This is a genomic window from [Empedobacter] haloabium (genome assembly GCA_008011715.2).
Classification (GTDB): domain Bacteria; phylum Pseudomonadota; class Gammaproteobacteria; order Burkholderiales; family Burkholderiaceae_D; genus Rugamonas; species Rugamonas haloabia.
Genome location: CP136508.1, coordinates 2062206 through 2077599, shown reverse-complemented (window position 1 = coordinate 2077599; position 15394 = coordinate 2062206). Strand labels below are relative to the sequence as shown.

Here is a 15394-nt window from a genome sequence, read left to right as displayed (position 1 = left end):
AACAATGGAATGCTATGCGACTCAAGTACACCCCCCTGCTGGCGGCGCTGATCATCGCGGCTCCGGCGATCGGCCAGGCGGTCGAATCCGCATCCTCCGCGGAACGCGCCAACCTGCCGCTGATCCCGCTGTCCCCCGCCGCCAAGGCTCCTGCACCCGAACTCGCCTCCCCTTCCAAGAACGTCGCCAAGGCCACCGCCGCGGAAGACGCGTTCCGTGAAACGGACGTCTGGAACCGCATCCGTTCCGGCTATGCCATTCCCGACCTGAACAATTCGCTGGTCGCCAAGCACACCAACTGGTATGCCGAGCGGCCCGACTACATGGCCCGCGCCAGCGCGCGCGCCTCGCTGTATCTGTTCCACGTGGTGTCGGAACTGGAAAAGCGCAATATGCCGACCGAGCTGGCCCTGCTGCCGTTCGTCGAGTCCGCTTTCAATCCCACCGCCGTCTCCAGCGCCAACGCGGGCGGCATGTGGCAGTTCATGCCCGGCACGGGCCGTGACTTCAACCTGAAGCAGAACGCGTTCAAGGACGACCGCCGCTCCGTGCTGGCCTCGACGGATGCCGCCCTGACCTACCTGCAGCGCCTGTACGACATGTTCGGCGACTGGCAGCTGGCGCTGGCCGCCTACAACTGGGGCGAAGGCTCCGTCCAGAAGGCGATCGCGAAGAACCGCGCGGCCGGCAAGCCGACCGATTTCGAGGGCCTGTCCGAGCTGATGCCGGCGGAAACGCGCAACTACGTGCCGAAGCTGCAGGCGCTGAAGAACGTCGTGGCCAACCCGGCCCGCTACAGCCAGACCCTGCCGCTGATTCACAACGAGCCCTATTTCACGGCCGTGGACAAGACCAGCGACATCGACCTGACCATCGCGGCCCAGCTGGCCGAGCTGTCGGTCGACGAATTCAAGGCCCTGAATCCGCAGTTCAAGCGCCCCGTCATCACGGGCGGCGAGCAGACCCAGATCCTGCTGCCGAAGGAAAACGCGGAGAAGTTCCACCTGAACCTGGCCCAGTGGGGCCGCGCCCTGTCCACCTGGACCACCCACAAGGTCACTGGCGCACGCGAATCGATCGCCTCGCTGGCGTCGAAATTCCGCACCACGCCGGATGTGATCCGCCAGGCCAACAATATCCCCTCGCGCGGCGTGCTGAAGGCCGGCTCGACCATCCTGGTACCGAAGCTGTCGACCAGCGCCAACGTCGACATTCCGGCCGAGATCGCGGAGAACGCCACGGTCGCCATCGACACGACCGAACGCGTGACCAAGCGCAGCAATTACCGCCAGGCCAAGGCCGGCAGCAGCAACACGAAGTCGCCGATCAAGCTCGTCAAGGCCCGTGTGTCGCGTGCCGATGCCGGCAAGGCGCGCCGCACGCGCAACTGAGTTTTTGCCGCGAGCAAGGCCGCGCCCCCGCACCGGTGGCGCGGCCTTTTCTTTTGCAACCCGCATGGGCGCAGGCTGCGCGCCCGATAATGGCATTGCCAAGCTTGCAGCCCTGCCATTCAGATCATACAATCTCGGACTTGCGGTAGTGGGAGCGGCGCGCCTGGCGCGTCCTTTTTTACCAATTAGAACAACAACCTGCACTGATGGCGGCCGCCCCGGCACGCCGTAGGCAACTGGAGTAAACATGGCTTTCTTGCAAGGCAAAAAAATCCTCATTACCGGACTGCTGTCGAACCGCTCGATCGCGTACGGCATCGCCAAGGCGTGCCAGCGCGAAGGCGCCGAGCTGGCGTTCACCTACGTGGGCGACCGCTTCAAGGATCGCATCACGGAGTTCGCCGCCGAGTTCGGCAGCAAACTGGTGTTCGACTGCGACGTCTCCAGCGATGAGCAGATCGCCGCGCTGTTTGCCGACCTGGGCAAGGAATGGCAGCAACTAGACGGCCTGGTGCACGCGATCGGCTTCGCGCCGCGCGAGGCGATCGCCGGCGAGTTCCTGGACGGCCTGACGCGCGAGAACTACCGCATCGCCCACGACATCTCCGCCTACAGCTTCCCGGCAATGGCCAAGGCCGCGCTGCCGCTGCTGAAGGAAGGTTCGTCGCTGCTGACGCTGTCCTACCTGGGTGCCGTCCGTGCGATCCCCTACTACAACACGATGGGCCTGGCAAAGGCCTCGCTGGAAGCATCGGTGCGCTACCTGGCGGAAAACCTGGGCCAGAAAGGCATCCGCTCGAACGGCATCTCGGCAGGCCCCATCAAGACGCTGGCCGCGTCCGGCATCAAGGACTTCGGCAAGCTGCTGGGCTTTGCCGCCAGCCACGCGCCGCTGCGCCGCAATGTAACCATCGAGGAAGTGGGCAACACGGCCGCCTTCCTGCTGTCCGACCTGGCCTCCGGCATCACCGGCGACATCATCTACGTCGATGGCGGCTTCTCCCACGTCATGGGCCTGAACGCCAGCGATTATCAGTAACTGCACGAACGTCACCCTGCACGCTTCAGATAAGCGTGCAGGGTGACGTAATTTCAGGTATGATGTTGTTTGTGCGCTGCAACAGGCGGCGCGCGATGTACCAACAACATACAACAACAAAGCAGCTTCGCAAGCCTTCGCGCATCCCTACCGGGTCGACTGATACCGCCGGATGACGCTTATTAAAAGCCCCCCGCCCAAGTGTGTCGATGTCTGACACCGTCCCGGCGCAAAGCTTTTGTGCCGAAATTTCTATTCTCGCTGTTTAGAGTCATTTCGTTTGGTTGGCGTTGCTATGTTGCGTTCTGCGTTTTTGCACGAACGCTGATTTTTACGAAAGATATACATGAGTTTTGAAGCACTAGGTCTGAACCCGTCCATCCTGAAAGCCCTCCTCGACGCCGGCTACACCAAGCCGACGCCCGTGCAGGAGCAGGCCGTTCCGGCTGCGATCGCGGGCAAGGATCTGCTGGTGTCCTCGCAAACCGGCTCCGGCAAGACCGCGGCCTTCATGCTGCCTTCGCTGCACCGCCTCGCCGACAGCGAGCCGGCGGCTGCGCAGGGTCGCACCCCCAACCAGGAAAAGCAGGCCGCGTTCGCACGCGGCGAGCGTCCACGTTTCAAGCCAGCCCAGCCGAAGATGCTGGTGCTGACGCCGACCCGCGAGCTGGCTCTGCAGGTCACCACGAATACCGACAAGTACAGCGTCAACCTGCGCCGCATCAAGGCCGTCTCGATCCTGGGCGGCATGCCTTACCCGAAGCAGATGCAACTGCTGTCGCGCAACCCTGAAATCCTGGTGGCGACGCCGGGCCGCCTGATCGACCATATGGAATCGGGCAAGATCGACTTCTCCCAGCTGCAGATCCTGGTGCTGGACGAAGCCGACCGCATGCTGGACATGGGTTTCATCGACGATATCGAGAAGATCGTGGCGGCCACGCCGGACAATCGCCAGACGATGCTGTTCTCGGCCACGCTGGACGGCGTGGTCGGCAACATGGCGCGCCGCATCACGAAAGACCCGCTGGTCATCCAGATCATGCAGGCCGCCAACAAGCACGAGAACATCACGCAGCGCGTGCACTTCGTCGACGACCTGTCGCACAAGAACCGCCTGCTCGATCACCTGCTGCGCGACGAGTCGCTGGACCAGGCCGTCGTCTTCACCGCGACCAAGCGCGATGCCGACACGATCGCCGACCGCCTGAACATCGCCGGTTTCTCGGCCGCCGCACTGCATGGCGACATGCACCAGGGCGCGCGTAACCGTACGCTCGATGGCCTGCGCCGCGGCAACGTCAAGGTGCTGGTCGCCACCGACGTGGCGGCGCGCGGCATCGACGTGCCGAACATCACGCACGTGTTCAACTACGACCTGCCGAAGTTCCCGGAAGACTACGTGCACCGCATCGGCCGTACCGGCCGTGCCGGCCGCAACGGCCTGGCGATCTCGCTGGTGAACCATGCCGAAGGCATGAACGTCAAGCGCATCGAACGCTTCACCAAGCAGACGATCCCGGTCAACGTGATCGAGGGCTTCGAGCCGAAGCGCAGCGCGCCACCGCGTTCGGCCGCCCGTCCGGGCTGGAAGCCAGGCGAAGGCCGCGGCGGCAAGCCGGGCCAGCGCAGCTTCAGCAAGCCGGGCGCGCCGCGTGAAGGCGGCGGCCACTACCGCAGCGAAGGCACGCCATTCCGCTCGGAAGGCCAGCCGTTCCGCAAGGAAGGCGGCGGTTTCCGTCGCGATGGCGACAGCTTCCGTCGTGAAGGCAGCGCCGCGCCACGTTCGGAAGCACCGCGTCGCCCGTGGGGCGAGCGCTGATCCAGCGTCAGTAGCGATGGCATGACAACAACGGCCGCCCGGGCAACCGGGCGGCCGTTGTTACGTTCGCTGCCGTACAGAGTGCGCTGTTGAGTGGGGGCACACTGGACGCATGAACAAGACACTCCTCACCCTACTCCTCGCCACGCCGCTGGTCCAGGCCGCGCAAGTCCAACCCCAGCCGCCCGTCCAGGCGGCGCCGCCGCAGGCCGCGCCGTCCCAGCCGCAGGTACCCGCCACGCCCGCCGAGTCACCCGAACTGCGCGCGCAGATCCTGCTGGACCGCGCCCACTTCTCGGCGGGCCAGATCGACGGCCAGTACGGCAGCAATATGAAACATGCGCTGCTGGGCTTCCAGAAATCGCGCGGCCTGGCGGCGACCGGCAAGCTGGACCCGCAGACGCTGGCGGCGCTGGAAGACCGCCAACCCGTGCTCGCCACCTACTCGATTACCGACGCCGACGTGCAGGGCCCCTACCGCCCCGTGCCGGAATCGATGGCGGACAAGGCGAAACTGCCGGCATTGGGATTCGCCAGCATCGACGAAGCGCTGGGCGAACGCTTCCACGCCAGCCCGAAGCTGCTGCGCGAGCTCAACCCGGGCAAGGATTTCAACCGCGTCGGCGAACAGATCATCGTGCCGAACGTGCACGCGGCCGGGCCGATCCCGCCGGCCGCCCGCATCGTGGTGGACGAGTCGGATCGCACGCTGTCGCTGGTGGATACGGCCGGCAAGGTCGTCGCGCAATTTCCCGCCAGCACGGGCAGCGAACACGATCCGCTGCCCATCGGCGAGTGGAAGATCAACGGCGTGGGCCGCAATCCCGACTACCGCTACAACCCGGAACTGTTCTGGGACGCCAAACCGGGCGAAGGCAAGGCGATGATCAAGCCGGGCCCGAACAATCCGGTCGGTGTGGTGTGGATGGACCTGTCGAAGGAGCACTACGGCATCCACGGCACGCCCGAGCCCGGCATGATCGGCAAGACGGAGTCGCACGGCTGCATCCGCCTGACCAACTGGGACGCCGCCAAGGTGGCGGACATGGTCGGGCCGGGCTTCCCCGTCATCCTGCAGGATTGATCACTTGAGAGGAGCGCACGATGAAATGGCTGCTGACTTTACTGCTGGGTATCGTATTGGGCGTCGTGGGCACCGTGCTGTACCTGGGGCGTGACGTCGCCGCGACGGGCACGCCCGCACCGGGCCCGGCTGTCACGCCGGCGCCCGCCACGGCGCCGCCAGCGGCCGCACCTGCTGCGGCGGCACCTGCCAATGCCAACGCGGGCGGCGTGCCGCTGCCGCCCGGCGAGCTGCCGGAAGTGGTGCCGCCGGCGCCCGTTTCTCCGGCCGCGACCAGCGTGGACATGAACGTCAAGCCAGCCATCGGCCAACTGCTGGTGCCGGTGGCCGGGGTCAGCGCGAAAGAGCTGACGGATACCTACAACCAACCGCGCGGCAACGAACGGCGCCACGAGGCGCTCGACATCATGGCGGTCAAGGGCACGCCCGTGCTGGCCGTCGCGGACGGCAAGGTCGTCAAGCTGTTCAACAGCAAGCAAGGCGGGCTGACGGTGTACCAGTTCGATCCGTCCGAGAAATACGCGTATTACTACGCCCACCTGGACAGCTACGCACCGGACCTGAAGGAAGGCCAGCAACTGCGCCGTGGCCAGATGGTGGGCTACGTGGGCGTGACCGGCAACTCCGACCCGAACGCACCGCACCTGCACTTCGCCATTTTCGAGCTGGGGGCGGACAAGAACTGGTGGCAGGGCACGCCGGTCAATCCGTTTCCCTACATGACGGGCGCGGCGCCCAGCCGCTGAAGCACCGGTGTCAGGCACCGGTCGGAGAGCGGTTGATGGGTGCCTGACACCATGGGTTCCATTACCAGTGCCGCACCCGCCCCGTGTCCATATGGACGAACTGGGAGTCCTGGTAATACCCGACCCCGCCACCCTTCAGCGCCAGCGCCGCCTTGTGCACCTGGCGCAAATCCACGCCCGGGATGCGCAGGTCGATGGCCTTCCCTTCCAGGTGCATGCTGTGCCTTGCGACGCCGCCGCTGGCAGCCGCCAGCTTCTGGTTGGTTTCCGGCGAGCGATACCCGGAAATAATATGGATCACGTTGTTGCTGCCGAACTGGGCGCTGACCTTGTTGACCAGCACCATCAGCTCCGGGTCGATCGTCGCGATCGTGTTGCTGCGGTGATCGCGCAGCAACTTGTTAATGTCCTGCAACGCTTCGGGAATGAACTGACCTTCCGCCCAGAACAGCGTGCGCAGGGTCTCGCCTGTGTGCGTGTTGTAGAAACGCAGGCTGCGCTCGTGCGGTGCCGCCACAGCGGCCCGCGCCAGGGCCGGCATGCTCAAGGCGGATGCGACGGCCACGGATTTTCTGAGAAATGATCTGCGATTGTCCATGGCGTCATGATACTCCCGTCCGCTGATCGATGTTTTTGTGGCGCGCGGAAATTAGCTGCGTTATACTTGATCACTCAAGCACCTCACAAGGATAACCGATGAGCATCGATCAAGCCAACCCGGCGGGAAACGCCGCCCTGGACTTCTGCCTGCGCCTGGCACGCGCCCATGCCACCATCATCCGCCGGCTCGACACGGTGCTGGGCGGCCATCACGGCCTGTCGTTCGGCGACTTCATGTTGCTGCAGCACCTGTCGAAGGCGCCGGGCGGACGGCTGCGCCGCGTCGACCTGGCCGAGCGCCAGGGCCTGACCGCATCCGGCGTCACGCGTACGCTGCTGCCGCTGGAGAAAACCGGGCTGGTGGCGCGGCTGGCGGACGAGCGCGACGCCCGCGTGGGCTTTGCCGCCATCACGCCGGCCGGCCACGAGCTGCTCGACAACGCCATGCTGACGGCGCGCGAGACCTGTGCGGAACTGCTGCGCCATGCGCCGCAGGACGGTCTGGATGCGCTGACGCTGGTGCTGGGCAATATCGCAGGACCGGGGGCATGAGCGCCGCCGCGTGGCGCGATCCCAACCTGCGCTGGCTGATGAGCGGCAGCGTGCTGTCGCTGGTGGGGGACCAGTTCACCATGATCGCCCTGCCCTGGCTGGTGCTGCAGGTCACGGGGGACGCGCTGGCGCTGGGCTTCGTCATCGCGCTGATGAGCGTGCCGCGGGCCGTCTTCATCCTGCTGGGCGGCGCACTGGTGGACCGCTACTCGCCCAAGCGTGTGATGATGCTGTCCAAATATGCCAGCGTCGTGCTGCTGGGCGCGCTGGCCGCGCTGACCTGGCGCGGCCAGGCGACGCTGCCCGTCATCTACGTGCTGGCATTCGGCATCGGCCTGGCGCAGGCGTTCGCCATGCCGTCGGGCACCGCGATGCTGCCGCGTGCCGTGCCGCCGGCGCTGCTGCCGGCCGCCAATGGCATGCTGATGGGGCTGCGCCAGCTGTCGATGCTGGCCGGGCCGCTGCTGGCGGCGCTGCTGCTGGCGCTGTCCTCCGGCCCTGCCGGCGCTGGCGCCGACCTGCGCGCGCTGGCGCTGGCCTTCGCGGTGGACTGCCTCAGCTTCGTGCTGTCCGCATGGACGCTGGCACAGGTGCGCATGCTGCCATTGCCGGCCGATGGCGGCGCGCTCGCGCATGAGCCGGTGCTGCGGGCGGTGGGCGACGGCCTGGCGATGGTCTGGCGCGACGTCTCCCTGCGCACCTGCTTCCTGTACTGGGGCCTGGTGTCGCTGTTCGTCGGCGGCGCCCTGCAGGTGGCGCTGCCGCTGCTGGCCAGCGACACCTTGCGCAGCGCCCCAGCCTTTGGCGTGCTGATCGGAGTACACGGCGCCGGCACACTGCTGGGCATGGCCGCCGCCCCCTTGCTGCCGAAGTTGAAGGCCGTGCCGTTCGGCGCGCTGCTGCTGGCAGGCGACGCGCTGGCGGGCCTGCTCTTGATGCCATTGGGCGCCATCGACGCGGCCTGGCAAGGCGGCGCGCTGCTGGCGCCGCTTGGCGTGATCGGCGGCTTCCTGCAGGTGGCGATCTTCACGTGGATCCAGCGCCGCGTACCGCCGCGCATGCTGGGCCGGGCGATGAGCATCTTCCTGTTCATCTTCATGGGACTGGCACCGCTGTCCGCCGCCGCCACGGGCTGGCTGCTCAAGTACATGAGCCTGGCGACGTTGTTCACCGCATGCGGCGCCATCCTGGTCGCCTGCGCCATGTTGGCCTGGCTGTGGACGCCGATGCGCACCGTCGCGCTGGAGCCGCCCACCGGCCAGCCGGGCTAATACAGCGCAGCCCGTGTCAACAATGGGGTCAGGCACGATTGCTGACACGGGCTCATCGGCTTAACAGCCGAGCTCGTGTCAGCTTTTGTGCCTGACCCCGAGGTGCGACACGGGCCCGGCCGTTGCTTCGTCCTTGCCCGCGCCAGCCGCTAGAATGACGGCCTGACCGACCGTACAGGAAGCAAGCATGGAAACGAAGTGGCTGGAGGATTTCATTTCGCTGGTGGAGACCAACAACTTCAGCCGCTCGGCGCAGCTGCGCCACGTGACCCAGCCGGCCTTCTCGCGCCGCATCCAGTCGCTGGAAAACTGGCTGGGCACGGACCTGATCGACCGCACCACCTTCCCCACGCGCCTGACGCCCGCGGGCGTCGTGTTCTACGAGCAGGCGCTGGAGATGCTGGGCCAGATCAACGGCGTGCGCGAGCTGCTGCGCCACAAGCGCGCGGCCACGCGCACGACGATCGACTTGGCGGTGCCGCACACCTTGTCGCTGACCTTCGTGCCGAAGTGGATCACCCAGCTGGAGCAGGAGTTCGGCGTCATCAACAGCCGCCTGATGGCGCTCAATGTGCACGACGCCGTGCTGCAACTGGTGGACGGCGGCTGCGACCTGCTGCTGTGCTACCACCATCCGCGCCAACCGGTGCAGCTGGACCCGGGCCGCTACGACATGCTGGTGATGGGCCGCGAAGCCCTGCGCGCCTACGCCCGCTGCGACAAGGCACGCCAGCCCGAACTCACGCTGCCCGGCCGCAAGAGCGCGCCGCTGCCCTTCCTGTCCTACACCACCAATGCCTACCTGGGCCGCATGGTGGACCTGATCCTGGCCGATGCCAAGCCGGCCCTGCACCTGGACAAGCGCTACGAGACCGACATGGCCGAGGGCCTGAAGATGATGGCGCTGGAAGGCCGCGGCATCGCCTTCCTGCCCGAATCGGCCGTGACGCGCGAAGTGAAGCAGAAGCTGCTGGCGCGCGCCGATGCCGGCGGCAACTGGGAGATCGAGATGGAGATCCGGCTGTACCGCGAACGCCCTTCCGCCAGCCGGCCCGGCAAGCCGATCGTCGCGCAACTGTGGGACTTCCTCGCCGAGCGGCTGCAGCCGGCGTCGAAGAAGCGCCGCGTGCCCGCATCCGAGCGCTGACCGCGCACCCGGCACTGGTATCGCTACCTCCGCCACGTTATGCATTTTTTGCATAGCCGGATGCGCAAGCGGCATTGGCTCATCCGTGACAAACGGACCTAAGATTCGCTCCGTCCAGCGCCCCGCTACCTGCGCGGCGTAACGAGGACGACCGCGGAGCGGTGGCGCACACGACGCGCCACCGGCTGCGGCGTCCCATAACGAGGAGCCGAAACGATGACGAACCACGCACTGCCTTCCTACCTCAACGCCGAAGATCTCGGCCCATGGGGCCAGTACCTGCAACAGATCGACCGCGTCACGCCCCACCTGGGCAGCTTGTCGCGCTGGGTCGAGACGCTCAAGCGTCCCAAGCGCATCCTGACCGTGGACGTGCCGATCGAGCGCGACGACGGCACCATCGCCCACTTCGAAGGCTATCGCGTGCAGCACAATATGTCGCGCGGCCCGGGTAAAGGCGGCGTGCGCTTCCACCAGGACGTGACCTTGTCCGAAGTGATGGCCCTGTCGGCGTGGATGACGGTCAAGAACGCCGCCGTCAACGTGCCGTACGGCGGCGCCAAGGGCGGTATCCGCGTCGATCCGAAGACGCTGTCGCGCGGCGAACTGCAGCGCCTGACGCGCCGCTACACCAGCGAGATCAGCCTGATCATCGGCCCGACCAAGGACATTCCGGCACCGGACGTGAACACCAACGAACAGGTCATGGCCTGGATGATGGACTCGTACGCCATGATCGAAGGTAACCTGTCGACCGGCGTCGTCACCGGCAAGCCGATCTCGCTGGGCGGCTCGCTGGGCCGCCGCGAAGCCACCGGCCGCGGCGTGTTCGTGGTCGGTCGCGAAGCGGCCGCCAAGCGCGGCGTCTCGATCGCCGGCGCCCGTGTCGCCGTGCAGGGCTTCGGCAACGTGGGCGGTGTCGCCGCCACGATGTTCGCCGAGGCAGGCTCGAAAGTCGTCGCCGTGCAGGATCACACCGGCACCGTGGTGCACCAGGGCGGCCTGGACGTGGCGCTGCTGCACAAGCACGTGGCCGAAGCGGGCGGCGTCAAGGGCTTCCCGGGCGCCGAGGCGTTCCTGGACCGCGACGCGTTCTGGGGCATCGAGTCGGATATCCTGATCCCGGCCGCGCTGGAGCAGCAGATCACGGCCGCCAACGCGCCGCAGATCCGCACCAAGATCATCCTGGAGGGCGCCAACGGCCCGACCACGCCGGAAGCGGACGACATCCTGAACGACAAGGACATCCTGGTGGTGCCGGACGTGCTGGCCAACGCCGGCGGCGTCACCGTCTCCTACTTCGAGTGGGTGCAGGACTTCTCCAGCTTCTTCTGGTCGGAGGAAGAGATCAACGCCCGCCTGACCCGCATCATGCAGGACGCGTTCAACGCCGTGTGGGAGGTGGCGCAGGAGAAGAAGGTGTCGCTGCGTACCGCGACCTTCATCCTCGCTTGCACCCGCGTGCTGCAGGCACGCGAAGTGCGCGGCCTGTACCCGTAAGAACAGACCGGGACTGTCCCGGCCTGTTCCGGTACGGTCCCCGCACCGTCCTCGCAGAAGAAGACGGGCCGCCCCCGAGCGGCCTGCCACGGAGGAGACAACGCGGCAGTGGAGCCCATCCGCTGCCGCGTGTTTTTTTCCAGGGTTGGCTGGCCCACAGACAGCCGCCCTTGACCGTTCGACAATGCGCGTTCCACCACCAGCGAGGGAACCGCCATGCCTGCCTCCACCCCACCACCCATCGAATACGATCCGCGTTTTGAAATCCTCGAGGAGTACGAAGGCGACACGCAGGCCGAGCTGCTCGACGTGCTGCACGGCATCGCCGACACTACCTTCCGCGACAGCGGCAAGCCGCTGCGCAGCGTGCACGCGAAAAGCCACGGCCTGTTGAAGGCCGAGCTGCGGGTGGCGCCCGGCCTGCCGCGCACGCTGGCGCAGGGCCTGTTCGCCCAGCCCGGCAGCTACCCGGTCGTGCTGCGCCTGTCGACCACGCCGGGCGACGTGCTGGCCGACAGCGTCTCCACGCCGCGCGGGCTGGCCGTCAAGGTGCTCGGCGTGCGCGGCGAGCGCCTGCCCGGCAGCGAGCACGACAGCACGCAGGACTTCGTGCTCGTCAACGCCACCACGTTTCTGAATGCCGGGCCGAAGGCCTTCCTGGGTGGCCTGAAGATGCTGGCCGCCACCACGGACAAGGCGCCCGCGCTGAAGCGTACCTTGTCCGCCGCCTTGCGCAAGGCCGAGGGACTGCTGGAGCGCGGCGGTACCGACAGCGCCGCGCTGAAGGCAATCGGCGGCCATCCCGCCACCCACCCGCTGGGCGACACCTACTACAGCCAGACGCCGATCCTGTACGGGCCGTACATGGCCAAGGTCGCGCTGGCGCCCGTCGCCGTCGGGTTGACCCAGCTGCACGGTGAGCCGCTGGACGTAAAAGGAACCCCGAATGCGCTGCGCCAGGCCGTGTGCGACTACTTCGCCCAACAGGGCGGCGAGTGGGAGCTGCGGGTGCAGCTGTGCACCAACATCGAGGAGATGCCGATCGAGGACGCGGCGGCCGAATGGCCGGAGAGCGTCAGTCCGTACGTGCCGGTGGCGCGCCTGGTCGCGCCACCGCAAGCCGGCTGGACGGAGGCGCTGTCCGCCGCCATCGACGAGGGCCTGTCGTTCACCCCGTGGCACGGGCTGGCGGCGCACCGCCCGCTCGGTTCCGTCAACCGCGTGCGCAAGGCGGCCTATGAGATGTCGGCGCGGCTGCGCGCGCGCCGCCGTGGCGCCCCGACCGTCGAACCGGCTTCGCTGGACGAGCTGCCCTTCGGGCCGTGAGCCCGGCCGACTTGCTACAATGCGCGCCAGCCGGTGCGTCGTCAACCGACGGCGCACCGGCTGTTTTCCTATAACCGGGCGCGCACGGGTCCCACGAAGGCCGGTCGCGGCGCCGACCGATCGGAGATACCGAATGACCTTACGCCTGCTGGTCACCGGCGCCGCGCTTGCGGCCGCCACCAGTGCCATGGCCGCGCCGCGCGGCCTGACCGTCGAAGACCTGGCCACGATGGAACGGGTCGGCAGCCCCGTGCTGTCGCCCGACGCCACCCGCGTCGTCTACACCGTGCGCAGCACCAACCTGGAAAAAAACCGCGGCAACACGCAGCTGTGGATGATCGACCTGCGTGCCGCCAGGCCGGCGCCGCAGCAGCTGACGTCGCACGACGCCAGCGCCACCGACCCGGAGTGGTCGGCCAGCGGCGACGCCATCTACTTCACCTCCAGCCGTTCCGGCTCGCCGCAGGTGTGGCGCCTGCCGGCCAACGGCGGCGAAGCCGTCAAGGTCACCGATCTGCCGCTGGGCGTGGACAGCTTCCGCGTCTCGCCCAAGGGCGACCGCCTGGCCGTCACCCTGGCCGTGTTCCGCGACTGCGCCGACCTGGCCTGCAGCAAGCAGCGCGCCGACGCGCAGGAAAAGAACAAGGCCACCGGCAAGGTCTACGACGCGCTGTTCGCACGCCACTGGGATACGTGGGCCGACGGCCGCCGCAACGTGCTGTACACGGTGCCGCTGGACGCGGCCGGCAAGGCCGCCGGGGTACCCGTCAGCCTGTCCGGCACCCTCGATGGCGACGTCACGTCGAAGCCGTTCGGCGACCGCGGCGAATACGCCTTCAGCCCGGACGGCCAGCGCGTCGTGTTTGCCGTGCGCGTGGCCGGCAAGAGCGAGGCCTGGTCCACCAACTTCGACCTGTATGAAGTGCCGGCCGCCGGCGGCGCGGCGCCGCGCAACCTGACGGCGGACAATCCGGCCTGGGACACCAAACCGCAGTTCTCCCCGGACGGCAAGACGTTGGCCTACCTGGCCATGAAGCGGCCGGGCTTCGAGGCCGACCGCTTCCACTTGGTGCTGCAGGACGTCGCCAGCGGCAGGAAGCGCGTGGTGGCCGAGAACTGGGATCGCTCGATCGCCGATTACCGCTGGCGCGCGGACGGCAAGGCGATCCTGGCCAATGCCGACGACGTCGGCCAGCACCGCCTGTTCGCCATCGACACGGCCAGCGGCAAGGTCAGCGCGCTGACGGGCAAGGGCTACGTGGCCGACTTCGACACGCGCCGCGACACGGTCGTGCTGGCGCACGCGTCGCTGTCCGGCGGCGCGCAGCTGTACAAGCGCGCGCTCGGCACCGCCGGCGAACAGACCGGCGTGCAGCTGACCAACCTGAACGCGGCCCGCCTGGCCGACGTGCGCATGGGCGAGTACGAGCAGTTCTCGTTCACGGGCGCCAACGGCGACACGGTGTATGGCCACGTGATGAAGCCTTGGAACGCGCAGCCGGGCCAGAAGTATCCGGTCGCCTTCCTGGTGCACGGCGGCCCGCAGGGCAGCTTTGGCAACTCCTGGAGCTACCGCTGGAACCCGCAGGTGTACGCCGGCGCCGGCTATGCCACCGTGTTCATCGACTTCCACGGTTCGACCGGCTACGGCCAGGCGTTCACGGACTCGATCAGCAACGACTGGGGCGGCAAGCCGCTGGAGGACCTGAAGAAGGGCCTGGCGGCCGCGGCCCAGAAGTTCCCGTGGCTGGACACGGCCAACGCCTGCGCGCTGGGCGCCTCCTACGGCGGCTACATGATGAACTGGATCGAGGGCAACTGGAGCGACGGCTTCAAGTGCATCGTCAACCATGACGGCGTGTTCGACCAGCGCGGCATGGCGTACTCCACCGAGGAACTGTGGTTCACCGAATGGGAGAACGGCGGCACCTACTACGACAACCCGGAAGGTTACGAGAAGTTCAACCCGGTCCACCACGTGAACAAGTGGAAGACGCCGATGCTGGTGATCCAGGGCGACCTGGACTTCCGCATCCCGACGGCGCAGGCACTGGGCACGTTCAGCGCCCTGCAGCGCCGCGGCATCAAGTCCAAGCTGCTGGTGTTCCCGGACGAGAACCACTGGGTGCTGAAGCCCGCCAACTCGATCATGTGGCACCACACCGTGATCGGCTGGCTCGATGAGCATCTGAAGAAGTAACCCCCTGGGGACAGGCACCTGTCTCAGCCTGTCCCCGGTATTCATGTCTCACCCTACGCCAAGGAACTCATCATATGCAAACAGCCTTCCGCCACCTGATCGCGCTTGCCATCCCGGCTCTCTTCGCCAGCGCCGCCGCAGCCGGCGAGGCGTGCCATATCGCCACGGACGACGCGCTGGCGGCCCTGTCCGACGCGGGCGACATCCGTGCCTCCTACCAGCTTGCCACCCGGCTGCTGCGTCCTTCCGCCGACGAGCATGCATGGGACAAAGCACGGGTCCAGTTGAAGCGCGGCGCGGCCAAGAAGCATCCGCGCTCGCTGTATTTCCTGAACATGGTCGGCGACGGCAGCAAGCATCCGGAAAGGCTCGTCATCGAGGCCGCCGAACGGGGCTTTGCGCGTGCCCAGGCCGATCTCGTGCACCGGTACGCGGACCCGAAGGGCAAGATGTACAGCATGGCCGACTCGTACGCCTGGATCAAGGTATGCGCAGGCCGCGAATTGTTCTGCGAGGCGGACAGCGTGAAGCCGATCCTCGACCGCCTGTCGGCCAAGGACAAGGCAGCAGGAGAGAAAATCGCCGAGCGCATCCAGGCCGGGCTGCAGCGCTATCCAAAAGAAGAAGACGTGCCACTGTGCCTGAACGAGTGGGAGCCGCGACCGGCACTGAAGCAGGAATAATTGCTCGCTGCCGCACCCACTATCCGCGCGACC

13 protein-coding genes are annotated in these 15394 nt (G+C 67.0%); 12 read left to right on the top strand and 1 reads right to left on the bottom strand.

All coding sequences use genetic code 11. From position 1 onward, the window contains the following. Nucleotides 1-14 precede the first annotated feature (14 nt). The 5 genes from E7V67_009060 to E7V67_009040 all read left to right on the top strand — a co-directional run bounded on the left by E7V67_009060 (nucleotide 15) and on the right by E7V67_009040 (nucleotide 6082). Entirely contained in the window at nucleotides 15-1391 is a 1377-nt protein-coding gene (locus E7V67_009060; protein WUR15236.1) for a transglycosylase SLT domain-containing protein, read from the top strand. A gap of 247 nt (nucleotides 1392-1638) precedes the next feature. Next, nucleotides 1639-2430: an enoyl-ACP reductase FabI gene (fabI, locus tag E7V67_009055; GenBank protein WUR15235.1), complete on the top strand. Its 792-nt coding sequence runs from the start codon at nucleotides 1639-1641 to the stop codon at nucleotides 2428-2430. Between the two features lie 346 nt (nucleotides 2431-2776). Then, nucleotides 2777-4252, top strand: coding sequence for a DEAD/DEAH box helicase (locus E7V67_009050; protein WUR15234.1), 1476 nt, complete (start codon nucleotides 2777-2779; stop codon nucleotides 4250-4252). A gap of 112 nt (nucleotides 4253-4364) precedes the next feature. Beyond that, on the top strand, nucleotides 4365-5336 hold the full coding sequence (locus tag E7V67_009045; GenBank protein ID WUR15233.1) for a L,D-transpeptidase: 972 nt from the start codon (nucleotides 4365-4367) through the stop codon (nucleotides 5334-5336). Between the two features lie 20 nt (nucleotides 5337-5356). Continuing rightward, the gene (locus tag E7V67_009040) at nucleotides 5357-6082 is read left to right on the top strand and encodes a M23 family metallopeptidase (GenBank protein WUR15232.1); all 726 of its coding nucleotides are present in this window, start codon (nucleotides 5357-5359) and stop codon (nucleotides 6080-6082) included. Between the two features lie 61 nt (nucleotides 6083-6143). Here the strand turns inward: E7V67_009040 and E7V67_009035 are convergent, their stop codons facing one another. Further along, complete coding sequence (locus E7V67_009035; protein WUR15231.1) at nucleotides 6144-6647, bottom strand: DUF882 domain-containing protein; 504 nt, start codon at nucleotides 6645-6647, stop codon at nucleotides 6144-6146. Nucleotides 6648-6778: 131 nt separating this feature from the next. Between E7V67_009035 and E7V67_009030 the strand changes: the two genes are divergently transcribed. The 7 genes from E7V67_009030 to E7V67_009000 all read left to right on the top strand — a co-directional run bounded on the left by E7V67_009030 (nucleotide 6779) and on the right by E7V67_009000 (nucleotide 15361). Continuing rightward, entirely contained in the window at nucleotides 6779-7234 is a 456-nt protein-coding gene (locus E7V67_009030; GenBank protein ID WUR15230.1) for a MarR family winged helix-turn-helix transcriptional regulator, read from the top strand. Continuing rightward, the gene (locus E7V67_009025; protein ID WUR15229.1) at nucleotides 7231-8505 is read left to right on the top strand and encodes an MFS transporter; all 1275 of its coding nucleotides are present in this window, start codon (nucleotides 7231-7233) and stop codon (nucleotides 8503-8505) included. The genes E7V67_009030 and E7V67_009025 overlap by 4 nt, the downstream gene beginning before the upstream one ends. 187 nt (nucleotides 8506-8692) lie before the next feature. Next, on the top strand, nucleotides 8693-9652 hold the full coding sequence (locus E7V67_009020) for a LysR substrate-binding domain-containing protein (protein WUR15228.1): 960 nt from the start codon (nucleotides 8693-8695) through the stop codon (nucleotides 9650-9652). A 216-nt stretch (nucleotides 9653-9868) separates the two neighbouring features. After that, the gene (locus E7V67_009015) at nucleotides 9869-11152 is read left to right on the top strand and encodes a Glu/Leu/Phe/Val dehydrogenase (protein WUR15227.1); all 1284 of its coding nucleotides are present in this window, start codon (nucleotides 9869-9871) and stop codon (nucleotides 11150-11152) included. Nucleotides 11153-11368: 216 nt separating this feature from the next. Further along, nucleotides 11369-12478, top strand: coding sequence for a catalase family protein (locus E7V67_009010; protein ID WUR15226.1), 1110 nt, complete (start codon nucleotides 11369-11371; stop codon nucleotides 12476-12478). Between the two features lie 133 nt (nucleotides 12479-12611). Beyond that, nucleotides 12612-14678 carry a S9 family peptidase gene (locus E7V67_009005; GenBank protein ID WUR15225.1) on the top strand — a complete coding sequence of 689 codons (2067 nt, stop codon included), beginning with the start codon at nucleotides 12612-12614 and terminating at the stop codon, nucleotides 14676-14678. A gap of 74 nt (nucleotides 14679-14752) precedes the next feature. Then, nucleotides 14753-15361, top strand: coding sequence for a hypothetical protein (locus E7V67_009000; protein WUR15224.1), 609 nt, complete (start codon nucleotides 14753-14755; stop codon nucleotides 15359-15361). Nucleotides 15362-15394 lie beyond the last annotated feature (33 nt).